Below are 24,034 nucleotides of genomic sequence, written 5' to 3'. Positions count from 1 at the left end.
GCGGCGACGACGGCGGTCACGGTGAGGGCCTTCTTCGGGCTGGCGATGCGGCGGATGGCGGCGAGGGACACGGAGTACCACTTTCTTCGGGGACAGGGAGTCGCTCGCTCGCCGGGGGGCCGAGTGTGTTCCGGTCCTGGCGTGCGTCGGCACCGTGACCCTGGGGGGTCGTGGTGCCTGGCGACGTCCTCAAGACAAGCAGGCTCGAGAGGCGTCCGCAATGACCCCTTTTACTAGTTGTGGCCGCATTGGGGTGTTTGCCGGTTGGTGTGAGCTGGCTCTCAATCCGCAGGTCAAAGCGTGTGTGCGTGCCTAAACATGTCCCTTTTCGTCCACTATCGTGGTTAGTGGGTGACGTGGGTCATGTGGGGTGCTTCACCGGTTCCGCGACACTGTGCGCACGGGGGATCACGGTGCGGGTGCGCGTCTCGGCCTCGTCGGCGGCCCAGCGGGCGGCGGCTTCCCTCTCGTACGAAGCTGGAGACAACGGAGGGCGGTCATCATGCGAGCTCATCTCGGCGACCAGCTCGTCGTCGAAAGCACGAAGCCCGGCACGGCCCGGCGCGACGGGGAGATCGTGGGACTCCATCACACGGACGGCACACCGCCGTACGAGGTGCGCTGGTCGGACACGGACGAGGTGGTGCTTGTGTTCCCCGGGCCCGACGCGCACATCCACCGTCCTGAGCACGGAGAGCGCGGGACGGCTCATGGGGCCGCCGATTCAGGCACCAGTGCGGCGGAGACCGGTGCGACGGTGGCGGCATTGCTGAGTGACCCGACGGCCGGTGTCCCCGCCCCGGGTGACATCGGGCGGCGTGTGGCTGTCGAACGCCGCAGACAGGGACTCGCCGTCGAGGAGGCGGCCCGCCGCGCACGGATGTCGCCCCGCTACCTGTCGTACCTCGAGGAACACCCGGCAGACCCGACCACGGCGGCTCTCGTCAGGCTGGCCGACGCACTGGGCACGACCGCGGCCGTGCTGCGCGGAGGGGGAGTCGACCGACCGCCGGGGCAGAGCCACGCGCTGCTGCACCCACTGATCGAGGACCTCGACCCGGGTGAGTGCCGCGCCCTGCTCTCGACCCACGGTGTGGGACGGGTCGCGCTGTCGGCGCCCGACGGCCGCCCGGCGGTCGTCCCGGTCAACTACGAGGTCGTCGACGACGTGATCGCCTTCAGGACCGCCCCCGGCTCGCTGCCCGCGACGGCCGTCGGAGCGGAGGTCGCCTTCGAGGTCGACCACGTGGACGACTTCCTGAGCCAGGGCTGGAGCGTGCTCGCCGTCGGCCCGGCGAGCGAGGTCATGGATCCCGACGTCGTGCGCGGGCTCACCGAGCGGGCGCACACCACGCCCTGGGCGGGTGGTGGCCGCGGGATGTGGGTGATGATCCGGCCCACGAGCCTCACCGGCCGCAGGATCACCGCGGCGGACCGGTAGCGCGGCCCGGTGCTGCCGACCGGGAAGAGAGCGTGGGATGTCGGAGTGGACATGGGAGTGGGAGGGCTACGACCCGGGGAGCGAGCAGCTGCGTGAATCCCTGTGCACGCTCGGGAACGGCTACTTCGCCACACGGGGTGCGGTGCCCGAGTGCCGGGCGGGGCTGGTGCACTGTCCCGGAACCTATGTGGCCGGGTGCTACAACCGCCTGGAGTCGACGGTGGTGGGACGGCAGGTGGTGAACGAGGATCTGGTCAACCTGCCGAACTGGCTTCTCCTGCGCTTCCGCGTACGTCGTGACGGCGGAGCGTGGGACGCCTGGTTCACCCCGGACAGGCACCCGGTACTCGGCCACCGGCACACCTTGGATCTGCGCCACGCCACGCTCACCCGTGTTTTCCGCCACCGGGTGGACGGGACGGGAGTGCTCGCCGTCGAACAGTCCCGTCTGGTGCACATGGGGGAGCCCCACCTTGCCGCGCTGCGGACCGTCTTCTCGGCCGAGGGCTGGTCGGGCACGGTCGAGATCGAATCCGGTATCGACGGCGACGTGATCAATGGCAACGTGCACCGCTACCGGGACCTCGAACGCCGCCAGCTGACCGGTGTGCGCACCGGCTCCCAGGAGCCCGGCACGATCTGGCTGACCTGCCGCACCAGCACCTCCGGCGTCCAGATCGCCACGGCGGCCCGTACGGCCGTCGCCGGCCCCACCCCGGTCACGTCCGTGTTCCCCTCGGCCCGTCGCCGAGCCGCGCACCGTCTCGTGGTCCCGCTCGTCCCCGGCCGGCCCGTCACCGTGGAGAAGACCGTCGCCCTGCACACCTCCCGCGACACGGCGATCGGCGACCCGCTCGGCGCGGCGATCGACCGGGTGGCCACGGCGGCGGACTTCCCGGGGCTGCTGGACTCCCACGCCGCCGCCTGGGAACGGCTGTGGCGGCGCGCGGAGATCCAGGTGCCCGGCCGGGCCAGCCACGTCCTGCGGCTCCACCTCTTCCACCTCCTGCAGACGCTGTCACCGCACACCGCGGACCTGGACGTGGGCGTCCCGGCCAGGGGACTGCACGGTGAGGCGTACCGCGGCCATGTCTTCTGGGACGAGCTGTTCGTCCTGCCGTTCCTCAACCTGCACTTCCCCGAGGTCTCCAGGGCGCTGCTGGACTACCGCCACCGGCGCCTGCCACGGGCCTGCCGGGCGGCCGCCGAGGCCGGCCGGGCCGGGGCGATGTACCCGTGGCAGAGCGGCAGCGACGGCCGCGAGGAGAGCCAGGCGTGGCATCTGAACCCCGCGTCGGGACGCTGGCTGCCCGACCACTCCAGGCTCCAGCACCATGTGGGCTCCGCGATCGCCTACAACGTCTGGCAGTACTGCGAGGCCACCGGCGACACGGAGTACCTGCACACCAAGGGCGGGGAGATGCTTCTGCAGGTCGCCCGGTTCTGGGCCGGCCTCGCGATCCTGGACCCCGGCACGGGCCGCTACCGCATCCGGGGCGTGGTCGGCCCCGACGAATACCACGACGCCTACCCGGGCGCCGTCCGGCCGGGACTGGACGACAACACCTATACGAACGTCACCGCCGCCTGGGTCCTCGTCCGTGCCCTGGACCTGCTGCGGCGCCTGCCCGCCTGGCGCAGGGAAGAACTGTGCGACCGCGTCCGGCTGGACGCCGACGAACCGGCCCGGTGGGACGACGTCTCCCGCCGGCTGCGGATCCCGTTCCACCGGGGCGTCATCAGCCAGTTCGAGGGCTACGGCGATCTCGCCGAGCTGGACTGGGACACCTACCGGGCCCGGTACGACAGCATCCGGCGGCTGGACCGGATCCTGGAGGCCGAGGGCGACACGGTCAACCGCTACCAGGCGTCCAAGCAGGCCGACGTCCTCATGCTCGCCCATCTGTTCCCGCCCGCCGAACTCGGGCGGCTCTTCGCGCGTCTCGGCCACCACGTGGACGACGAGGTCTGGCGCAGGACGGTCGACTACTACCTGCGTCGCACCAGCCACGGCTCCACCCTCAGCGGGCTGGTCCACGGCCTGGTGCTGGCCAGGGCCCGCCGGGCGGAGGCCTGGCAGTACGTCCAGGAAGCCCTGGAGGCCGACATCGCCGACATCCAGGGCGGTACGACCGGTGAAGGCATCCATCTCGGAGCGATGGCCGGCACCCTCGACCTGATCCAGCGCGGCCTGACCGGACTGGAGCCCCGCGAGGACGCCCTCCGGTTCGACCCGGTACCGCTGCCGGCACTCTCCGAGTACGGCTTCTCGCTGCGCTACCGAGGCCACGGGGACGTGGGCGTACGGTGCCGGAGCGGACAGCTGGAGATCAGCGTGCCGGACCCGGAGGAGTCACCGCTGCGCGTGGTCCTGGCCGACCGGGCCGTGACCGTGACGCCAGGGAAGACCTGCACGCTCGTAGTCCCGGCGGACTGAGACACCCCACCGCCCCCGCCGCCGTCACCGGCCGCTACGGACAACTCGGCCGGCTCACGCTCTTGTTCACGGCCGGGGTTCCCTGCCCGGGGAGGTGCGGGAGGTCTCGGAAGCCGGGCGGGTCGGGGAGGGGGTGTCCGGTGCGGTGACACCGAAGAGGCGCAGTTGGAGGGCGAGGCCTGCAACGCACCGCCCAGCCGGGGGCTGGACGGCATGGCGTTGAAGGGGCCGTTGAGGTGCCCCTGGGTGTCGGTCAGGGCGAAGAGGCGGGGACCGGCGGCGCGCGGGCCGCCGGTGATCTCCTCGTACGGGGCTCGTTGTACGGGCGAGAGCCGGTCGGGGCGGAACAGGGACAGCCGGCCGCTGAGAGGTGTGGACGTCATCGCAGGCCGGCCGTCTCGCCGTCGTCCGTCGTCGTCCCGTCGTCCGTGCTCGTCCCGTCGTCCGTGCTCGTCCCGTCGTCCGTGCTCGTCCCGTCGTCCGTGCTCGTCCCGTTGTCCGTGCTCGTCCGGTCGGCCGTCGTCGTCCCGTCGTGCGCCGCCGTTCCGTCGTGCGCCGCCGTTCCGGCCGCCGCCACCTCGCCCGCCGGCGACGCCAGGTCTGCGTCGGTGAGCAGGCGGCCCTCGCGCGCCATGACCGCGCGGGCCCGCGTCAGCAGCGCCGCGCCCGGCACAGGCCCGGTCCCCAGCGAAAGGCATATCGGACCCGGCGAGCATTCCGGGCGCGCAGCCTGGGATTTGACGACCGGTCAGGCCACGCGTCGAGGAGTCGTCGTCAAACCGGTGGCGCTCCCGTGGACCGGTCTCATAGCTTGAGCGCCCGTGACCGACGACCCGCGGATGCGCCCGCCCCGCCCGAGCCGACATGACCTCGGCCGGCTGTTCGACGAGGTGCCGGACCTCTACGACCGGGTCCGGCCGGGATACCCGGACGAGCTGTTCGCGGACCTCGTCGCCGTCACCGGCCTGGACGAGACGTCGTCGGTGCTGGAGGTGGGCTGCGGTACCGGTCAGGCGACCCGCTCGCTGGCGGCGCTCGGATGTCCGGTGACCGCCGTCGAGCCGGGCGCGGGCATGGCCGCACTCGCTCGCCGGCGGATCGCCGCCCATGACAACGTCGAGGTCGAGATGTCGACGTTCGAGGAGTGGGACGACCGCGGTCGACGCTTCGACGTCCTCGTGGCCGCGTCGTCGTGGCACTGGGTCGACCCGTCGATCGGCTGGCGACGAGCGCACGACGTCCTCCGCCCCGGGGGCTGGACGGCCCTGCTCGGCAACGTCGTCGTCCGCCGACCGGGAGAACCGGAGGTCTACGCCGAGACGGCCGATCTCCACGAGCGGTTCTGCCCGGGGAACCCCGACTGGGGCATCCGCCCTCGGAGGACGACGTGCGCACGACCGACGAGGGCTGGGGGCTGGTCGACGACCCCGGAGGGCTGTTCGGCCCGACGATCGTGCGCTGGTACCCGGCCGTCCAGTGGTTCAGCGGGGAGGGCTTCGCCGATCACCTTCGCTCGACGTCGCCGTACCGCAGGCTCGACCCGGACGTCCGTGAGCCGCTGCTCGACGCCGTCGCCGAGCGCATCCGCACACGGATGGGCGACCGGGCGGCCCGCCGCTACCTGAGCGTCCTGCGGGTCGGACGGCGCGTCGGGTGATCCTGCCCGAGGCACTCGGGCGCCGTGAGATCAATCCAAGGGCTCAGCGGCTTTGGTCAGCGGCCCGCCCGAGTCACCTGTGTTGAGGACCCCGGCCGGCTCCAGCAGCAGAATGGCGGACTCCTCGTCCGCCACCGGGCAGTGTTCGGCGCCCCGGGGAACCACGAACAGCTCGCCCGGTTCGAGCACGACGTCGCCGTCCCTCAGCCGAATGGTGAGTCGGCCGCTGATGACGAGGAACAGTTCGTCGGTGTCTTCGTGGGTGTGCCAGACGAACTCGCCCTTCAGTTTGGCCAGCTTGACCTCGTAGTCGTTCAGGTCGGCGATCTTCTTCTGCGTCCAGAGCTCATCGAACTGCGAGAGCTTGCGGGCGAGGTTGATGGATGCACGGGGTTCGGTCATGCGATCAGCGTGCTGCCGCGGGTCGCCCCCGGTCTTGTACGTTCCTTGCATGCCCGGCCCCACGGTCAGAGGCATGGCGGGCGGTGGGCCGGAGTCGATCCCGACACCGTGCGGGACCAGCGCGCGTACCTGGTCCGGTGCTGGGGACACTCGCGCCGACCGAGCGGGCGGTGTTCGGGCTGCGGGAGGTCTTCGACCTCGGGCCGCTGCTCGAGGGGCCGGTGATCGTCTGCCTGGAGATGGCGGACGGGCAGTGGCGGGCCGGACTCAAGGGGATCCAGCCACGCACCGTCCCCGTGCCCGCGGCCACGGACCCGGCACAGCACATCGCCGCGCCCTCGAAGGACAGCGGCCCCCGCAAGGCCTCCCGCCGGGGTTGGCGCGACAGGGGCTGATCGGTCCTGCGTCGTGTCACCCCGGCGGCCCACCGCCGGTGGACTCGACCTGCCGCAAAGCCTCCATTGGTGTCATGACCACGGGAGAACCCGACGCCGACAATGACGTGGCTGGAAAGGGAAAGTCGTCCTGGGCGCAACGCGTCACCGCACATGTGGCCCATCTCCAGGCGATGCTCAACCGAAGGGAGGAGGTGTCCGACCTGTCGTCCGGGGATCAGAAGATCGCGGAGAAGGTGAAAATCCATCTGGCGGTTGCAAGGGACGCCGTCAGTGGCTGGAACACTCCTTTTTCGATGGTCACCGGTTCGCGCATCGACCGGGCGTACTCCAATGTGCACAAGGCCGAGGTGAAGCTGCTCAAACTGGTACCGGATGACGAAGGCGAGCTGAAATGGGTCGGGACCGTCGTCCTCGCTCAGGCCAGGCAGCACCTCGGTCCGAACGACCCCAGACTGGTGGCGTTGGAAGACCGGCTGCGGAACAGTGGTCAGGAACTGGGCCCGGACCTGAAAGAGTTGGCCATCGCCACACTGCTGGCCGCACACGAGGCGGAGGAGGTGGAGCGAGCCCAGGCGCGAAGCTTCCGCAACGTCCTTCTGGCCGCTGTCGTCGCCACGGGTGTCGTGGCCGCGCTGTTCATCATCTGGAACTTCAAGAGCAACACGGCGATTTCGTCGTTTCTCTGCTTCAGCCCCCCGAGCGGGCGGGTCTGCCCCACCGGCGGGGAAGCCAGTAAAGTCGATGCCCTGATCGTGGAGGGGTTCGGTGCCGGCGCGGCAGCCCTGGCGGGCTCACTCGCCATCAGAAACATTCAGGGTACGAACACTCCGTATTCGATACCGGCCATGCTCGTCCTTCTGCGGCTCCCCGTCGGGGCCCTCTCGGCCCTGTTCGGGATAGTGCTCATCAACGGTCAAGTCGTTCCAGGACTGTCGAACTTGGATTCCACCGCTCAGATCGCCGCCTGGGCGGTGATTTTCGGACTCGCGCAGGAATCCGTCACGCGCATGCTCGACACCCAGGGCAACAAGGTCCTGGGAAATATGCGCGGCCCGGAACGAGGCATCGGAAACGACGACGCGTCGGGGCGCTCTTGACCCCGGCTGCCTGAGTTGGCGTTGCCCCGTCCTCGGGCGGACGATGAGAACAGGGGTTTTGGCACCGTGGGTCCAGCACGGGCCACGGTCGGCATGTGGAGGTCTGAGATGACCCGCGCCGGTTCCATGGCATCGTCCCTCGATCCTGGCGCGCTTGAGCCGGGCGGGATCGAGTCGGAGAGCCATCCCTGGAAGATTCGGCTGGTCAAGCACCCCGAGCGCTTCGAGTCGTCGTTCTTCCGCGCCGCGAAGAAGACGGCACACAAGATTCTCGACGAGATGGGCGACACGGATCTGCCCTACGGCTCCCGGCCCGCCGGCGCCGGTCACTGGGAGATGCACCACGGAGGCAGTCTCTGGGTCAAGGCAGAGCGCGGCTGGCGGATGTACCGGGCCCGGGTGGGCATCGAGTGGAGCATGCAGTTCTGCGCCGAACCGGTCAAGGTCGACCGCCTCCGGCAGGAAGCCGCCGAACTCGTCGACGCCTTCCCGCTGACCCTGCCGGCCCTCGCCGACTTGGGGTACGAGGAGGCCGCGGACCTCCTGCGCACCCCCATCACGGACGCGGACGGTGTGGAGGCGTGGACCGACTCGCTGTTCAACGCGTGCGTGCCCATGACCCACGACAACCACCAGGGGATCCTGCCCAAGGTGCCTGGCGAGCACCACTATCCCTGGCCGGTCAAGGGGGCGGACTTCGTCCGGTACGACGACTTCCAGCTGTGGGTGACCCTGCCCGACGGCACCCACGGCGCGGTCGCTCCGGTGGACCGCAGGGGTTCCGGAGACGGGCACGTCCGCCTGATGCACGTCCCCGAGGGCAGCCGCGCGGCGGACGCCCTGGCCGAGGCGCAGGACCAGGGGCTGATGGCGGTCCTGCCGCCGAACAGCTCCGCAGCGCTCCAGGCGTTCGCCGGGCAGATCGACCCGGGCCGACGCACCGCGGCAGGCCCCCTGACCGCGGACGGGACGCGCCGTCGCGGCCCGGACTCCCGCTAGCGTCAGGAGCCGGACATGCCGCGCAGGATCGTGATGTGCCTCGACGGGACGAGCAACCAGGTCGGCGCCCGGAACCCCACCAACGTGGTGCGACTCTTCGAAATGCTGGAGGCGGACGACCCGGCCCGCCAGCTCCTGTATTACGACCCCGGTGTCGGCACCATGTCCTCGGCCGTCGCCCGCGGCCCGGTCGACCGTCGCCTGTCCCGCGTGTGCGGTCTCGCCTTCGGCACCGGGCTCAGGACCAATCTCGCCGAGGCGTACACGTACTTGATGCGGAACTGGCAGCCCGGCGATCTCGTGTACGTCTTCGGCTTCAGCCGTGGCGCGTACACTGCCCGTGCGCTGGTCGGGATGCTCAACAAGCCCGGACTCATGCGGGCCGGCTCGGAGAATCTCGTCCCCTACGCCGTGGCCAAGTACGCCTTCAACCAGGACATCGACAAGAGCGAGCGGGAGGTGGCGCGGTTCTCACACGCCTTCTGCCGGGTCATGGATGAGGAGCCGCTGTGGGCGGCGGTCAAACCCAACGATCCGAGACAGGTCTCCCGCTACGCGCTGCCGGTCGCCTACCTCGGTGTCTGGGACACCGTGAAGGCGGCGGGAATCCTCCGCCTGGGCAATCTGCAGTGGCCCTACACCCACCGGCTCCCCAACGCCGCTCGGATCCGCCACGCCGTCTCCCTCGACGAGAAGCGGCGACCCTTCCCCGAGTTCCTGGTGACACGCCGGCCAGAGCCGCTCGGCGCGACGGCGCAGGAGGTCTGGTTCGCCGGTGTCCACTGCGACGTCGGCGGGACCTTCGCCCATGAGAAGGGCGATCCCCTGCTCTCGACGGTCGCCCTCAAGTGGGTCACCGACGGGGTCTGCCAGGACCTGGTCTTCCGTCCCGGTGCGTACGCCGATGCGTGCGCCGTGACGGAGGAGTTCGCCCACGCGGCCGTCCATCACAACGGTCCGCTCTGGATCCTGGCCGGCGGCCGGCGCTCGCGCCGCGTACCGCAGGACGCCGTACTGCACACGAGCGTCCGACTGCGCCGGGAGCGAGACCCCGGATACCGACCGGATCTGGCGGAGGCGAGCGAGGTGCGAGTCTGGGCCGACCCGGACTGGGTCAAGCCCGCGCAGTAGCAGTAGGACTGACGTGACGTCAGGGGAAAGCGACCGGACGTCACCACAGGGGAGGCAGATCGGAGCCGAAGCGGCCATGGGCCGGGCGCTTCTCGAAGTGCAGATGGGGTCCGGTGGAGTTCCCGGTCGTGCCCACCGCGGCGACCTGCTGTCCGGCCCGAACGGGACCGCCGACGACATCCCGACGGGACAAGTGGCAGTACCAGTAGTCGAATCCGTTCGAACTCAGGACGAGATAGTTGCCGAAGCTCTTGTCGTACCCGGCGCGGACGGTACCGCTGAGGACGGCGACACACGGCGTCCCTTGCGGGGCGGCGTAGTCCGCGCCCGTGTGGTAGCCGAGACTCCAGTGGGGTCCAAGCTTGTGGTAGGCGGTTGTCACGGTGTACCCCGGCACGGGAGAGAAGACGCGCCTGCCCCCGTCCCGCGTCGCGGGGACCTGGAGCCGGTCCCAGGACTGCGGGCCGGGTATGCCGTCCGCGTCGCTCGCCGAGAAACCGATCTTGCCCTGCCAGGCTGCGTAGGACTGGCGGTCGACATCGGTCCATTCGGGGCCCGGCCCCGTCGTGTACTTCCCGCAATGCTCCTGGACCAGGCGTCTGCCCATGGCCGTGATGATCGGGCTGCGTCGGCCCGTACGGAAGAACGCCGCTCCGGGGAACGGCTCCAGCGCAGGCATGATTTTCCTCCTCGACGGGACGGAGATCAGTAGGGATGACGCGGGAGGTGCGGATTCGCCTGCTGGACTCGCGAGATGTCTCCGTACCTCTGCCAGATGTAGTTGATGGCGGCCGCCACGTTCGCCACCGGGTCGTAGATCCGGTTCGGTGTGCCCGCCTGATGATGCTCGGCGAACGTGCCGGGAATCACCTGTGCGTATCCGCGGGAGCAGTTGAGCCGCGCTCCGTCCGCCTGCCGCGGCCCGGTGGCGTTCACGTCCTTCTGGTTCACCGCGTTGGCGTCGAAGCTCGACTCCCGCCCGATCAGGGTGAGCAGGCTCGCACCGTTGCCCGCTCCCGTGACCCACGTCGCCGGAGCGCCGGTCCGCTTGCACGCCTCCAGCACGAACGGGCGGGCGATCTCCTCCTTCGTGCTGATCCCGGAGTTCCTGGTGCACAGGACCGAGTCCTTGGCTATCGCCCCGGGGTGCCGGCAGTCCACCTGGAATCCGGCTCTGGCGCCGAGTGCCGTCAGGGAGGAGCAGCCGGGAAATCCGTCCGCGGCCGAGCCCGTGAGGCCGATCGACCGCTGCCAGGCGGCGTACGCGGACTTCGTCTGCGGGCCGAACTGGCCCGTGGCGCCTGCGGGGAGGCTGAAACCGGCTGCGATCAGCGCGTGCTGTACGGCCTTCACATCGTCGTTCGTCTTGCCGAACCGTACGTTCGAAAGAGAGACCATCGCGTTCCTCCTCTGCTCGGAGGCCGATCCCGGTCCGGCACGGCACAGCTCGGTTCCAGCGTGCGCCGGCCGAACCGGTCCCGCAAACGGAGCAGCGCACGGCGGCCGCCGTGCGGCCCCGCGGGCCGCGATCAGACCTCAGGGAAGGGCCGGTCCCAACTCGCTTCCATGGAGACGCTGTTGGTGTCGGATTCAGAGAGTCCGGCTGCTGCCCTGAGCGGCTGGCCCTGCGCGAAGGCGGGCCAGGATCCGGGATCGACATGAGTGTTCTCAGGGACATGGGCGTGTGCATACCAGCCGCCACGCGCGCTCCAGATGTCCGGTGAACGGTGCGCGACGAAGTCGGTCGGACGCCCCATGGGCCAGTCGTCCGGGACGCCCCAGGAGCGTACCCACGCGTTGAGTTCGCTCCAGCCCTTGCAGGGAGAGTCGGTCAGCCTGGCGCATGCCCGGCCGTCGACACGGCAGTGCGGGAAGAACAGGGCCTCGATCTGGAGCACGACCTTGCCGGCCCGGTTGGTGCGCGTACCGCCCGGCCGGTCCTCGAGCGATTTGCTGCGGGAGGTGGCGGGGAAGAACTGCGCGAAGGCACCGGTGAAGGGGTCCCACAGGACATGTGGTGCCAGGTCTTTCCCGCCGTGGGTGAAGAAGCTCTGGAGGCGGGCGAAGGACAGGAGGTCCTGTGGGGCGTCCGCGGTGGCTTGCCGGTCCGCGGTGATATGCGCGATCGCCTTCGGCGGAAAGGCCGGGTCACACGGTGCGTGATCGCCCAGGTCCGCCTTGACGGCTTGTGTCATCCATACCTCGGGCATGTCTCCAGCATGCCGAATCGGGTCGTGTCGTGCGACCGGAAACAGGGTCCCGTCGGGATGCCTCGTGGGAACGGTAAGCTGGGGCAACTCATGCTGGTGCATGCGCAATTGCTGTCGATTTCGTCGACGGTCCGGCGTGACCTGCGCGGCGCGGGGCGGTGGCCTGAACCGCGTCGGCGCGGGATGGCCCCGGCGTGACGGCGAGCCGAGTCCGGAGACGCCGGACACGGAGTTGCAGGCTCGTGACGACGGGCGGAAACTGGGCTCATAGCACGCGCGCGCAGGAATCGCCCGTCGAAGCCGGAGCCGTGGTCCCCTGGAAGGGGAGAATTTCACGCTCACGGCAGCGCGACCGATCACCTTCCGAGTGGAGGCGCCCGCACGCCGTGGCATCCCGAATGACGGATGTGCGTGCCCTTCGGGTCAGTGATCACGTCGCCTTCGCAATGAGTCCCTGCCCATCGCGGTGTCCGCGCCCCTGTACGACGCGGGTGTCGACGGCTCGTAACGTCAACTGACGGACCGACAGCATCGTTTCCAGCGAGCTGACTTGAGATGCGCGCAGGGATGTGGGCGTCGGGCGGACCAGGTGCGCCGTCGCTGTCCACATCGTCACCCGCACCACCGCACCCCGAATCGGAGCGCACCCCATGAGCAACGACATCCGAGGATCCTTCCTCAGGCCCGTGGCCGCGACGCCGTGTGCGATCGTGCCACCGCATCTGCTCAACCATCTGGCCCGTGCCGAAAGCCCGTCACTGCACGAGCGTGCCCGCCACACCCTGGCACTCGACGCGGCACAGCGTGTCCAACGGAGGCTGACGGCCGAGATCGGTACGGGCGTCGCCCCGGAGGCCGGAGCGGCCGACCACCCCCGGCGCACCGTCTACGATGCCGAGCACCGGCAGAACCTGCCCGGCGAACTCAGGCGCGCGGAGGGCCAGGCGGAGGTGTCGGACACCTCGGTCAACCACGCCTACGACGGTCTCGGAGCCACCTTCGGCTTCTATCTCCAGATACTGTCCCGCGTGTCCATCGACGGGTACGGCCTTCCGCTGGTCGCCAGCGTTCACTACCTCGAGGACTACAACAACGCCTTCTGGGACGGCAGGCAGATGGTCTTCGGCGACGGCGACGGGCAGATCTTCGGCGACTTCACCCAGTCGCCCGACGTCATCGGCCATGAACTCACCCACGGAGTCACGCAGTACACGGCCAACCTGGCCTACATGGGACAGTCCGGAGCCCTGAACGAGCATCTGTCCGACGTCTTCGGGTCCCTGGTCGAGCAGTACGCCAAGGGGCAGACGGTCGAGGAGGCGAACTGGCTGATCGGCGAGGAACTGCTCCGTCCCGGCGTACAGGGCGTCGCGCTGCGCTCGATGAAGGCACCCGGCACCGCCTACGACGACGACGTGCTCGGCAAGGACCCCCAGCCCGCCCACATGGACGACTTCGTCCACACCTTCGCCGACAACGGTGGCGTGCACATCAACTCGGGCATTCCCAACCGCGCCTTCTACCTCACCGCGGCCCAGCTCGGTGGCCATGCCTGGGACGCGGCCGGCCGTGTCTGGTACGAGGTGCTCACCGGTGGAAAGCTCGATCCCGACGCCGACTTCAGGTCCTTCGCACGGCTGACGGTGGACACCGCCGACGCCCACGGGCCGCAGCAGCACGACGCGGTGGTCCACGCGTGGGACACGGTCGGCGTACTCACGCGCTGAGTCGGAACGAGTCCTGCGTTCACCGTGGCTTTCACGACGGCCTGCTGTCCGAGGCTGGAAGGGGAGGTTCGTCCCGGTAGGCCGTCCGGCGGCTTCCCGCTGGTGATCCGGATGATCACCGCGGACCATGGAGGCAGAGCCCGGCGCGGCGACAGCTCCCTTGTCTCCGGCAGGTTCCCTGCACAGTTGCGGCACCTGCCTCGCGACAGCACCGCGAGGCAGGTGCCGCCGCAGGCCGGCCGGGACTCACCGGACGGCGCTGCATCCGTGCGGCACCCAGTCATGCTCGAAGGAGTCCCCGTGGGCCCACTTGGCGTACGAAGATGCCGTTCGGCGGGACCTGCCGCAGGCCGACCACCGATACACGACCGGGCGTCGCCGCCCTCGACCCGGGCGCAGCCCGGGCCGGACCGGCCGAGCCGGGGGGCGGTCGGGTGAGGGCGTTCGGATGGTCCGGTGACACCTCCGCTCTGCGCAGGCTGCTGCTGCCCACGCGCACCAAACGGTCACCGGTCACCGTGGTACTGATCCAGTTGGTCCTGGTGGTGACGGCGTGCTGGCTGGCGGTGCTCGGTGCAGGGGACGTACTCGAGGCCCTGACCTACGCGGGCAGTATCACCGGCATCATCCTGCTGCTGGCCGCCGTCACCGTGCTGGTGGGCGCTGTCGCGGTCTGGGACCACTGGTTCCGCAACCGCATTCCTCACGCCGGAGTGATCGCGCTGATCGGTACGATCGCCGCGTTCACGACCAACGCGACACTTCTGCTGTTCACCTTCAAGGACATCGATCGCCCGGTCTTCCGGGTGCTGTGGTGCCTGATCACGGTGGCGTGCGCGTGGGCCGGCTACGCGGTGTGGCGGACGCTGGCCGAGATCCCCGCTCCGCGGCGGGTGGCCGCGACCGTGATCCTCGCCTCGGGTGTCACGCTGGCGAATTTCGGCTACGACCGCGTCTATCAGCCGAATCACCAGGGGGCCAGGCCTGTCATCGAGGTGGCCACGCGTACACCCGTGCTGACGAAGGACGGCAAGGCCTTCGCGGTACCGGTCGACATCAAGATCAAGAATGCCAGCGACGTGGGCTTCTATGTGCTCGGCACCGAGTTCCACGCCATGGGGGAACGAGCACGCATCAGCCCGAAGGACCGAAGACGTCAGCAGTGGCGCGGCGATGCCGAGCACTGGCGCGCGCTCCAGGAAGCCCACCCGCTCTCCCGCCGGGAGATCCAGCAGCCTGGCGAGTTGGTGGCGGCACAGCCGTGGATGCCTGCCGGAAACTACATCGAGGCGGGCGACACGTTCGTCACCCAGACGGTGGTGCAACTGCCCACGGCCACGCAGTACGACAAGTTGGCGCTCTACGCCAGCGGGACCTTCGCGCGCAAGGACAGGCTTCGCCTGGACCAGTTCGAGTTGAAGGGATACTCCTGGGACGGAAAGACGCGAGTTGCCCGGTGGGTGCAGCAAGTGCAGCAACGGTTGGCTGTCGACGATGTCGTCTACGAGGGCAGGTTGTACGAGAGCAACTCGATCGCCAAGCACACGAGGTACCCCCGCTACGTGCATGTGTACTGGGTGTTCGGCGTGCATGGGGCGCAGTTGCTGCAGACCATCCGGCGAGAGGGCGACGAAGACCGCGGCGGCACCAGTGAGGACCGTGAGACGGACCGCCGCTACGGGATCGTGGACGCCGTGACGGGTCCGATGGAGCGGACGCTGTGGGACGTCAAACGCCATTAGCGACCGGCAGGGGTGCGCGGGAGCGCCGGTCCAGTCGCTCCAGCCACATCACCAGGGCGAGAGAGCTGTTCAGGCGATCCCAGGAGTACGCGTCCCCGATTCCGTACTGAGCCTCCCGCACCGCCTGGCACAGCGCCTCGGTATCGAACATGTCCGTGACCAGCGGATGCCGTGCGGAGTGGCAGAGATCGATGAGCTCGGCGCCGTGGGTGCGCAGGCCGCGGACGTAGAGCTGGTCGAAGGGGATCTTGACCGTACGGCCGAGGACACCGGGCGGGAGCAGATCCGCCATGGCCTCGCGCAGCACCGCCTTCGGACGGCCAGGGCTGAAGGTGGCGGCGGCCGGGAGACGGCGCATCGTGGTGACGACCTCGGGGTCGAGGAAGGGATGCGAGAGGAAGAATCCGTCCTGCCGGGCGCGCAGCCAGGACAGCGGGTCCGGAGCCGCGGAGTAGTTGGCCGCGTCGTAGAGCGACTGTTCCGGCCGGCGTCCGAACACGAAGCGGCTCTCGGCGATGCTGGCCTCACGGTAGCTGTGAGCCCGCGCGAATCCGGAGCGCAGCCATCGGGGGCGGGCGAAGTTGCCGAGGCCGCCGAGCATCGTTCCGCGGCGGCGGGCGAGCGTCGTGAGCCGTTCGGTGGCCAGGGGCGCAGTGGGCTGGAGCACGCAGGTGGAGACGACGTCCCGCAGGCCCCGCTCGCTGCCCGCGGCCCAGGCGCGTGCCTCCTTCGTCAGCTGCCGGAGCCGTCCGGTGCGGGCCAGTCTGTGCAGGTGCAGCGGGTTGGCGTCGGCGATCGGATCGGCGCCGCAGCCGGTCAGGAGGATGTCGCAGCCCGATCCGGCAGCGGCGGCATGCAGGCGGCTCCAGAAAGGGGCGCGGAAGGCGTGCGCGAAGGGCTCGTCCGCGTGCCCCGCGTGGTGGTGGAAGTCGTCGAAGTCGGCCAGGTCCCCGGCATCGATCACCAAGGGGCGGGCCGCGGGCGCATGACGACGGATCTCCTCCATCGCCTCGTCGAGGTACGGCCGTTCCCCGGCCAGTTCTCCCCTGCCGAAGCACCCGGCGAGCAGGATGAGGTCTCCCGGGTCGCTCCCGCCCGCGGTCCGCCGCCGTGCCGCGAGCAGCGCGATGCTGGTGGAGTCGGCGCCGCCGGAGACGTGGCACGCCGTCGTCCGCCCCATGCGCTGCTCGACGGCGTTCTCCAGGGCGAGGCGCAACTCCTTCGCGGCGTCGCCGAGCCCGAGGCCGTGCACCGCAGGTACCGGCGGGTCGTCGTCATCGCAGTGGCGCCGCGTTCGGCCGCGTATCCGACCGGTGGGGGAGAGTTCCACCACCTCGCCGCCCAGCATCCGGTGCACTCCGGTGAACGGAGTCAGTTCCGTGTGGGGTTGCGCCGTGTTGCCGGTCAAATACCGGCAGAAGTAGCGGCGTTCGAGCTCCGCTCCGTCGCCCAGTCGGCGTGCCGAGGTGCTCACCGCGCTCACCCGGCCGGCGGACTCCCTGAAGAACAGGGGGATGCGCGCTTGTCGGTCCCGCATCAGCAGGATGTGGTCGCGGCACATCAGGACAGCCGCGTAGTCGCCGTTCGGCAGAGGTGCGGAGGATCCTGGGCGGCCGAAGTCGTCGAGGAGGGCCCGCGCACCCGCCTCACGCTCACGGTAGGAGCCGACCCAGCCGGCCACCACCGCCGTTCCGGCCGGTGAGGAGACCCTCGTGACGAGTCCCTGTTCGGCCATGGCCTCGGCCGTCGACAGCTTCGGGGTGCCGTCGGCCCAGTCGAGGTGGAGTGCTTCCACGTCACCGACCTCCGCCGTCGATCGAGAGGACCGGAGTGAAAGCATGCCCGCGTGGATCGGCGTCGGGGACCGACAGGCCGGCCGATGACGTCCAGGCGTGCAGGGCGAACGGGTGCTCGCGCGCACCGACATGGAGCACGGCCGGCAGACCGCGCCGACGCAGCAGGATGAAGGCCGTCACGGCCTCGGCCTTGCAGTCGTCGTTGACGAACCAGCTTCGGTGGCCGTGTGATTGCACGGAGCTTTTCAGCGGTGCGACGTCTGCCGCGGACGCGGGATCCGATCGGGCGTACGCCGGGGCCGCCAACGACAGGAGCCGAAGGACGCGGCCGAAGCCGACGGTCTGGATCAGCAGGTGCACTCCGCGCAACCAGAGTCCGACCTCGATGTCGGAGTGCTGCTTGCGGTGGTCCCTCGCGCACCCGGCCTGGACCAACCCGTCGACGAGCTCGGCGCGTTCCTCGGAGCCCTCGTCGGTGAACTTCCGCAGGTCCGCCGCCGTCATGCCCAGGAACCGGGTCCGCCGCCAATCCGCGATCAGCGCACCGCCGGATGTGCGGGTGACACGGCAGTGCGGTGACAGGATCCGCGTCATGGCCCTCAGGGCTTCGGTTTCCTCTGTCACCGCACATCCTCCATGGGCGGGCGCCGGCCGAGACGACCCCGGCGGCTGACTTGCTGTGATTCGCTTGATCCGATTCGTTCGTGGACGGCGTCAGGACAGATGTCCGTGACCGTCGTAGAGGCCGCCGCTGAAGCCCCGGATCAGACGGCCGTTGCCGAGGGCGACGAGACCACGCGGCCTACGACGCCGTAGCAGTCGGGCGAACATGACCTACCTCCAAATCAGGTAACAGTGGCCTAAATAAGGCTACTTACCTGCATATTGCGCTGCAACCCCGATCATGCCCGCCCCGAGCACTCCGAGGGGCGGGCATGCGCCGAAGGGTCCGTCGACTCCGTTGGACAGCCGTGGCGGGCAGGGGCACGATGGTGATCGGGTGGGTTCGGCGTGAGGACGCGTCGGCCTGATGCCCATGCCGTACGGTGGACCTGAGGGTCGCCTCGGTGGGTGTGCCGATCCATGTGCAGCGGGCGTCGGCGCCGTCGTCGTCGGGTGGAACCCACCGGTAACACCCACCGCGGTCAGATGCCTGCCGAACCGTCAGAAGTCGTACGGCTTCCTGGTGTTCCAGTTCAGCACATCGGCCTCGTTCCAGCTGAACTGCGGCTTCTGGCCCTTGGCGTCGACGGAGTAGAAGGGGCCGTAGTGGCCGTCCGCGCCGCGCAGCGCGATGGCGAACGACTGCGCCGTGCGGTTCTTCGAGCCGTAGTCGAAGAGGTTCACCGCGCTGTACACCTTGCCTCCGGGCTGAAGCGTGATGTGCTTGCCGCCGCCCGGGATGTCCTTCTTCGAGTGCGGCAGTGCGGCGCCGGCGCCGACGTCGATGTCTTCGCCGAGCTTCACGGCCGGGTACGAGGTGACCCAGCACGGCTTGGTGCTCTCGTTCGACGCGGTGACCAGCAGGTGGTCGCCCTGCTCTCCGGCGAACCGGTGCACCGCGGTGACCAGCATCTCGTCCCCGCGGCACGGCTGGGCGCCGGTCGTCGTGCCCTTGCCGGCGCCCTTGTCCGTCCCGCCCGCAGCGGTCGCCGAGCCTGTCCCCTCCTTGGTGTCACCACCACTGCCGGCCTGCTCGGTGCCGCCCTTGCCGTCCGCGTCGGACGCGGCCCGGTTCGCCGCGGTACCGGAGGCTTGGCTGCCGCCGGCCGCCTTCGCGCCGTTGCCGCCCGCCGCCTTCGAGCCGTCGTCGGCGCCGCCGCAGGCGGTCAGGCCCAGCGCCAGCGCGGCGGTGACGGCGGCCAGGGCGGCGCGACGGGCGGTACGGCGGGCACGATGCGTGGTCATGATGAAAGCTCCCCCATGGTCTGTCAGGGCGCGGCACCTCCCCCCGCTCCCGCAGGGCGACCCGCCGCATCCGCTGTTTCGCTGCACCCCATGAGATGACGCCGGGGTGGGGGCTGTTCCCCCAAGTTTGTCCGCATTCGGTAACAAGGGATAACGGGGCCGAGCCGCCTCGTCACTGGACGCGGCCGCATCGCTGAACGCAGTGCACCGATTGCAGTACGGCGTGCGGTCAGGGCGTGGACCGACCCGACTACCGGCGGCGTCTGCCCGAGGACGGCACCGCCGCCATCAAGGAACTCGGCTTCTCCGGGCAGCAGGGCGAGCACATCGTCGTCCGCGATTCCACCAGCGAGGGTGTCGGCCTGCCCGTTCCCGATCTGTCGCAAAGTCGAGTGGTGGGGGAGGGGACGGTAGGTCAGGATGGGCGCCGACCTGAGCCCGCAGTCGCTGTCCACAGGGGGACGTCGACGTTGTCGTACCGCCCGAGCGGGTGGCGGCACGACACCGCTCGGTGCCTGCGGCCGACGCGGCCACTGCGGACCTGAGGCACGTAACGGGACCGGTCCCCCGGGCGGCCGGTCGAAGCGGCGGGGGAGGGGTTTTCCAGCATGTGCGACGACCATGGACACTCGACGGCCGAGGCGGCGTGGTCGGCGCCCCGCGTCGCGGAGGGACCGGCCGTCGACCCGGTGACGCTGCCCGAGGTCGACGAGGTCAGGGTCACGACGATGGTCGACAACACCTTCGACGCCCTGCTGCCCTCTGCCGAAGGCGTCACCCGGGCGTCGTTGGCCGCCGGACGGACCACCGCGGCGCAGTTCACCGGCGGCGAGACCCTCGCCGGCCTGCGTGCCGAGCACGGCTTCTCCGCCCTGGTCACCGTCCGCAGCGGGAACGCGAGCAGCACGCTGCTGTTCGACACCGGCGCGTCGCCGGACGGGCTCGCGGTGAACGCCGAGCGGCTCGGCATCGATGTCGGAGGCTTGCAGGGCGTCGTGCTCAGCCACGGACACTTCGACCACGCGGGCGGCTTCGACGGCCTGGCCCGGCTGCGCGGGCGCTCCGGCCTGCCGCTGACCGTCCACCCCGCCGTCTGGACCCGCCGCCGCCTCGAACTGCCCGCCGGCCAGGGCCTGGAGATGCCCACGCTGTCACGGGGTGCCCTGGAACGCGAAGGGTTCGAGGTGATCGAGCGGCGGCAGCCGTCGCTGCTGGCCGGCGGCATGCTGATCACCGGCGAGGTGGACCGGGTCACCGAGTTCGAGCGCGGCATGCCGCCGCCGCACCAGGCCTGGGACGGACACGGCTGGCGACACGACCCGACCGTCATCGACGACCAGGCACTCGTCATCAACGTGCGCGGCCGGGGACTCGTCGTCGTCACCGGGTGCGGGCACGCCGGAGTGGTCAACATCGTCCGGCACGCCATGAGGCTGACCGGCGTCGGCAGACTGCTGGCCCTGATTGGCGGCTTCCACCTGAGCGGCCCCGCCTTCGAGCCGGTCATCGGCCCGACGGTGGCCGCGCTCACCGAACTCGCACCCGAGCTGATCGTCCCCGGTCACTGCACCGGCTGGCGCGCCCAGCACACCCTCGCCGCGGCCCTGCCGGACGCATGGGTGCAGACCAGCGTCGGAACCACCTACACCCTCGGCGCTGCCCGGGCGGCCGATGCCTGATCCCGCCGGTCCGGCCGCCGCGGGCCGCCCGGCGCGCCGGAGCGGGGCAGTGCGAGTAGCGTTGCTGATACGACGTGCTCATCGGCCGCCCCCGCCACCGGTCTCTCCGTCGTCTTTCGCGTCCGCTGCCGGTCGTGGCACGGCATTCTCCTTGCGGCCAGGGCGCCGAAGTCTCGCGAAGCAGAATTCCGGACCAGCGCTGGAGGGGCGATCATGGCCTTCGCCACTGCCGAGGACGGCACGCAGATCTACTTCAAGGACTGGGGATCGGGTCAGCCGGTGGTGTTCTCCCACGGCTGGCCGCTGACGGCGGACGCGTGGGATCCACAGCTGATGCTGATGGCGGACAACGGCTTCCGGGCCGTCGCCCACGACCGGCGCGGGGGCGGGCGCTCGGGCCAGCCCTGGAACGGGAACGACCTCGACACCTACGCCGAGGATCTCGCCTCCGTCATCGAGACCCTCGACCTCCGCGACGTGATCCTGGTCGGTCACTCGACCGGCGGCGGCGAGGTGACGCGCTACATCGGCAGGCACGGCACGGACCGGGTCGCCAAGGCGGTCCTGCTGGGCGCGATCCCGCCGCTGATGCTCAAGACGGACGCGAACCCGGAGGGGCTGCCGATCGAGGTCTTCGACGAGATCAGGAAGGGCGTGCTGACGGACCGTTCCCAGTACTACAAGGACCTCAGTGCCCCCTTCTACGGCGCCAACCGCGAAGGATCGACCGTCTCCCAGGGAACCCGCGACGAGTTCTGGCTCTGGAGCATGACGGTCGGCATCAAGGCCGCCTACGACTGCGTCAAGGCGTTCTCGGAGACCGACCTCACCGAGGACCTGAAGACCTTCGACGTTCCCACGCTGATCATCCACGGCGACGACGACCAGATCGTCCCCATCGTGGCCTCGGCGAACAAGTCGTCGCGGCTCGTCAAGGATGCGACCTTCAAGGTCTACGAGGGCGCGCCGCACGGCCTGTCGATGGTTCCCGAGTTCGCGGAACGGTTCGACGCCGACCTCCTCGAATTCGCCCGCGGCTGACCGGATTCGCGTCCCGAACCGGCGCCCCCGCCAGGTGAATGTCGCCTACGGCCTCCATCCGTCCCCCTCGCACGCCGCACGCCGCACACCGCACGCCGCACGCCCGCCGTCACGACGATGACGGCGGGCGAACGCTGCCCGGGCTCGAACGCCGGACGCTTCGCCTTGTTCCCGTTGTTCCCGGCCCCGAGGAAGGAACCGAGGCCGTCGACCGACCGCCGGGGCGGCCGGGGTGTCACATGTGTGGGCCGGGTGGTGTCTTCATGTTCGAGACTTCCACCGGGACATGTACGAGGAGGGGCACCATGGCAGTGCGCTCGCCGAAGGCCGGGCTTCCCGCCGAGCTCAGGGAGAGCATGACCAAGCGGTCCACGTCGTCGGAGCGGGACCCGTTCGTCGCCCACCGCGGCCTGCTCTTCACCGTGGCCTACGAGATGCTCGGGTCCGCGGCCGACGCGGAGGACGTGCTGCAGGAGACCTGGCTGCGGTGGGCCGACGTCGACCGGTCACAGGTCAACGACCCGCGGGCGTACCTCGTGCGGGCCGTCACCCGGCAGGCACTCAACCGCATGCGCACGCTCTCCCGCCGCCGCGAGGACTACGTGGGCGAGTGGCTGCCCGAGCCCGTGCTGACCCACCCCGACGTGGCCGACGACGTCGAACTCGCGGAAAGCGTCTCCATCGCGATGCTGACCGTCCTGGAGACGCTCCAGCCGGTGGAACGCGCGGTGTTCGTGCTTCGCGAGGTCTTCGACGTTCCCTGCGACGAGGTGGCCGAGGCCGTCGGCAAGAGCCCTGCCGCGGTCCGGCAGGTCGCCCGGCGGGCGCGGGATCATGTCGCCGCCCGCAAGCCACGCGTCAAGGTGAGCCCGTCGGAGCACAGAGTGGTGGTGGATCGCTTCGTCGCCGCGCTGCACACCGGGCGTGTCCAGGACCTCCTGGAGATCATGGCACCGGACGTGGTCCTGATCGCCGACGGCGGCGGGATCACGGCCGCCGCTCCGGCCCCCGTCCACGGGGCCGAACTCGTGGCGACGCTGCTGACCGGCACCGACCGGACCGCGCTCGCGACCACGGCGGTATGGCTCAACGGCGCACCCGCGATCAGGATCGGATCCGGCAGCGCAGCGGCCACGGTCAGCTTCGCGATCGACGACGGGCGCATCACCCGCATCTACGCGACGTCCAACCCGCAGAAGCTGACCCGACTTCACCGACCGGCCGATCTCACCAGGTAGCCGCGGTGCGGTGGGAGCGGAGCCGACGGAACCGGCTTCACCTGGTGGCCCGTCTACGTCGGCAAGATCAGGCAGAGGGGAGGCCAGGTGGAGCCAGGGACGGCTGGGGCCCGGCGGGCGCGAGTCCGGTCCGGGGCACGGGCTGTGGGCGGGAGCGGGCGAGGCGACTTGTGGGCCCGGTCGGTGTGGCGGCGGGGGTGGGTGTCTGCCGTGCTCGCGGTGCTGACGGCCGGACTGATGGCCCTGCACCGGGTGGTGCCCAACCGGGTGGGCCGTATGGGCAGTCTGCTGGAAGCCTTCCTGCCGTGGCTCGGCCTGGTGGCCGTGGTGCTGCTCGTCGTGGCCCTGCTGCGCCGTTCGGCCACCGCGCTGGTGGTGGTGCTGCTGCCGGTGGCGGTCTGGACCCATCTGTTCGGCGGGCTGCTCGGGACGGGGCGGGGCGCGCAGGACGACCTGGTGGTGGTGCAGCACAATGTCAGCGACGAGAACACCGACCCGGTGGGTACGGCCCGCGCGCTGGCCGGTGCCGGGCCGGATCTGATCGCGCTGGAGGAACTCCTGCCCGCGGCGCTGGCGGTGTACGAGCGGACCCTCGCCCCCGACTACCCGTACCACGCCGTGCGGGGCACCGTCGGGCTGTGGTCGAGGCATCCGCTGACCGGTGTGCGGCAGGTGGACATCAAGCCTCGGCAGATCACGGAGCCCTGGAGCCGCGGGCTGCGCGCGGTCGTCCGCACGCCCCGCGCCGACGTCGCGGTGTATGTCGCGCACCTGCCCTCGGTCCGTGTCGGGGTGAGCGGCCTCGCCTCCTCGTGGCGGGACGAGAGCGCCGGCCTGCTGGGCCGGGCCGTCGCCGCCGAGCCGGTGAACACGGTCCTCCTGCTCGGCGACCTCAACGGCACCGTCGACGACCGCGGGCTGGCCCCGCTGACCTCCCGGCTGAACACGGCGCGGCACGGCTTCGCCTTCAGCTTCCCCGCCGCCTTCCCGCTGGCCCGGATCGACCAGGTCATGGCCCGCTCGGCCACCGTCGGCCACATCCGCACCCTGTCGCGCACCGGCAGCGACCACCTGCCGGTGGCCGCCCGGATCGTACTGGGCTGACGCGGTCGCCTCGATGAGCGGGGGCGG

20 protein-coding genes and 3 pseudogenes are annotated in these 24,034 nt (G+C 70.2%); 14 read left to right on the top strand and 9 right to left on the bottom strand.

Annotated features, from left to right (window positions below; genetic code table 11):
• Positions 1–502: 502 nt before the first annotated feature.
• Positions 503–1,441, top strand: coding sequence for a DUF1918 domain-containing protein (locus ACWC24_RS38085; protein ID WP_450667493.1), 939 nt, complete (start codon positions 503–505; stop codon positions 1,439–1,441).
• A gap of 37 nt (positions 1,442–1,478) precedes the next feature.
• The gene (locus tag ACWC24_RS38080) at positions 1,479–3,878 is read left to right on the top strand and encodes a glycoside hydrolase family 65 protein (RefSeq protein WP_450667492.1); all 2,400 of its coding nucleotides are present in this window, start codon (positions 1,479–1,481) and stop codon (positions 3,876–3,878) included.
• A gap of 379 nt (positions 3,879–4,257) precedes the next feature.
• On the opposite strand, the gene ACWC24_RS38075 is transcribed toward ACWC24_RS38080, so the two are convergent.
• Positions 4,258–4,551 carry a hypothetical protein gene (locus ACWC24_RS38075; RefSeq protein ID WP_450667491.1) on the bottom strand — a complete coding sequence of 98 codons (294 nt, stop codon included), beginning with the start codon at positions 4,549–4,551 and terminating at the stop codon, positions 4,258–4,260.
• Between the two features lie 166 nt (positions 4,552–4,717).
• On the opposite strand from ACWC24_RS38075, the pseudogene ACWC24_RS38070 reads away from it, so the two are divergent.
• Together ACWC24_RS38070 and ACWC24_RS38065 are read left to right on the top strand one after the other, a co-directional pair.
• Positions 4,718–5,083 (top strand): annotated as a pseudogene (locus tag ACWC24_RS38070) (class I SAM-dependent methyltransferase); the annotation flags it as partial.
• Between the two features lie 182 nt (positions 5,084–5,265).
• Positions 5,266–5,535, top strand: a complete 270-nt coding sequence (locus tag ACWC24_RS38065; RefSeq protein WP_450667497.1) for a hypothetical protein — start codon at positions 5,266–5,268, stop codon at positions 5,533–5,535.
• A gap of 30 nt (positions 5,536–5,565) precedes the next feature.
• Here the strand turns inward: ACWC24_RS38065 and ACWC24_RS38060 are convergent, their stop codons facing one another.
• On the bottom strand, positions 5,566–5,937 hold the full coding sequence (locus tag ACWC24_RS38060) for a cupin domain-containing protein (protein ID WP_450667490.1): 372 nt from the start codon (positions 5,935–5,937) through the stop codon (positions 5,566–5,568).
• Between the two features lie 137 nt (positions 5,938–6,074).
• Here ACWC24_RS38060 and ACWC24_RS38055 point away from each other — a divergent pair, with 137 nt between their 5' ends.
• From ACWC24_RS38055 to ACWC24_RS38040, 4 genes are all read left to right on the top strand, one after another.
• Positions 6,075–6,332, top strand: coding sequence for a hypothetical protein (locus ACWC24_RS38055; protein WP_450667489.1), 258 nt, complete (start codon positions 6,075–6,077; stop codon positions 6,330–6,332).
• A 74-nt stretch (positions 6,333–6,406) separates the two neighbouring features.
• On the top strand, positions 6,407–7,432 hold the full coding sequence (locus tag ACWC24_RS38050; protein WP_450667488.1) for a hypothetical protein: 1,026 nt from the start codon (positions 6,407–6,409) through the stop codon (positions 7,430–7,432).
• A 108-nt stretch (positions 7,433–7,540) separates the two neighbouring features.
• Positions 7,541–8,431: a DUF6424 family protein gene (locus ACWC24_RS38045; protein WP_450667487.1), complete on the top strand. Its 891-nt coding sequence runs from the start codon at positions 7,541–7,543 to the stop codon at positions 8,429–8,431.
• Between the two features lie 15 nt (positions 8,432–8,446).
• On the top strand, positions 8,447–9,562 hold the full coding sequence (locus ACWC24_RS38040; protein WP_450667486.1) for a DUF2235 domain-containing protein: 1,116 nt from the start codon (positions 8,447–8,449) through the stop codon (positions 9,560–9,562).
• 40 nt (positions 9,563–9,602) lie between these two features.
• Here the strand turns inward: ACWC24_RS38040 and ACWC24_RS38035 are convergent.
• The 4 genes and pseudogenes from ACWC24_RS38035 to ACWC24_RS38020 all read right to left on the bottom strand — a co-directional run.
• Positions 9,603–9,887 (bottom strand): annotated as a pseudogene (locus tag ACWC24_RS38035) (M23 family metallopeptidase); the annotation flags it as partial.
• Positions 9,888–9,995: 108 nt separating this feature from the next.
• Positions 9,996–10,310 (bottom strand): annotated as a pseudogene (locus ACWC24_RS38030) (peptidoglycan-binding protein); the annotation flags it as partial.
• Positions 10,268–10,960, bottom strand: coding sequence for a transglycosylase SLT domain-containing protein (locus ACWC24_RS38025; RefSeq protein WP_450667485.1), 693 nt, complete (start codon positions 10,958–10,960; stop codon positions 10,268–10,270). The pseudogene ACWC24_RS38030 and the gene ACWC24_RS38025, both read right to left, overlap by 43 nt.
• A 131-nt stretch (positions 10,961–11,091) precedes the next feature.
• Complete coding sequence (locus ACWC24_RS38020) at positions 11,092–11,772, bottom strand: peptidoglycan-binding protein (protein WP_450667484.1); 681 nt, start codon at positions 11,770–11,772, stop codon at positions 11,092–11,094.
• Between the two features lie 650 nt (positions 11,773–12,422).
• Between ACWC24_RS38020 and ACWC24_RS38015 the strand changes: the two genes are divergently transcribed.
• Positions 12,423–13,499 (top strand): M4 family metallopeptidase, encoded by a 1,077-nt coding sequence (locus tag ACWC24_RS38015; protein WP_450667483.1) that lies wholly within the window; start codon positions 12,423–12,425, stop codon positions 13,497–13,499.
• Positions 13,500–14,017: 518 nt separating this feature from the next.
• On the top strand, positions 14,018–15,241 hold the full coding sequence (locus tag ACWC24_RS38010) for a hypothetical protein (protein WP_450667482.1): 1,224 nt from the start codon (positions 14,018–14,020) through the stop codon (positions 15,239–15,241).
• Here the strand turns inward: ACWC24_RS38010 and ACWC24_RS38005 are convergent.
• The 3 genes from ACWC24_RS38005 to ACWC24_RS37995 form a co-directional block, all read right to left on the bottom strand.
• Positions 15,228–17,036, bottom strand: a complete 1,809-nt coding sequence (locus tag ACWC24_RS38005; RefSeq protein WP_450667481.1) for an asparagine synthase-related protein — start codon at positions 17,034–17,036, stop codon at positions 15,228–15,230. The two genes, ACWC24_RS38010 and ACWC24_RS38005, sit on opposite strands and share 14 nt — an antisense overlap.
• A 1-nt stretch (position 17,037) precedes the next feature.
• The gene (locus ACWC24_RS38000; RefSeq protein WP_450667480.1) at positions 17,038–17,661 is read right to left on the bottom strand and encodes a lasso peptide biosynthesis B2 protein; all 624 of its coding nucleotides are present in this window, start codon (positions 17,659–17,661) and stop codon (positions 17,038–17,040) included.
• A gap of 540 nt (positions 17,662–18,201) precedes the next feature.
• Positions 18,202–18,945, bottom strand: coding sequence for a DUF4232 domain-containing protein (locus tag ACWC24_RS37995; protein WP_450667479.1), 744 nt, complete (start codon positions 18,943–18,945; stop codon positions 18,202–18,204).
• Between the two features lie 608 nt (positions 18,946–19,553).
• Here ACWC24_RS37995 and ACWC24_RS37990 point away from each other — a divergent pair.
• The 4 genes from ACWC24_RS37990 to ACWC24_RS37975 all read left to right on the top strand — a co-directional run bounded on the left by ACWC24_RS37990 (position 19,554) and on the right by ACWC24_RS37975 (position 24,007).
• Entirely contained in the window at positions 19,554–20,624 is a 1,071-nt protein-coding gene (locus ACWC24_RS37990; protein WP_450667478.1) for an MBL fold metallo-hydrolase, read from the top strand.
• Between the two features lie 213 nt (positions 20,625–20,837).
• A complete protein-coding gene (locus ACWC24_RS37985) occupies positions 20,838–21,665 on the top strand; it encodes an alpha/beta fold hydrolase (protein ID WP_450667477.1) in 828 nt (275 codons plus the stop codon).
• Between the two features lie 356 nt (positions 21,666–22,021).
• Complete coding sequence (locus ACWC24_RS37980; protein ID WP_450667496.1) at positions 22,022–22,903, top strand: RNA polymerase sigma-70 factor; 882 nt, start codon at positions 22,022–22,024, stop codon at positions 22,901–22,903.
• A 237-nt stretch (positions 22,904–23,140) separates the two neighbouring features.
• Positions 23,141–24,007, top strand: a complete 867-nt coding sequence (locus tag ACWC24_RS37975; RefSeq protein WP_450667495.1) for an endonuclease/exonuclease/phosphatase family protein — start codon at positions 23,141–23,143, stop codon at positions 24,005–24,007.
• The last annotated feature ends 27 nt before the right edge of the window (positions 24,008–24,034 follow it).

This window comes from Streptomyces sp. NPDC001443 (genome assembly GCF_053597355.1).
This window is presented reverse-complemented; position numbering and strand designations above follow the sequence as displayed.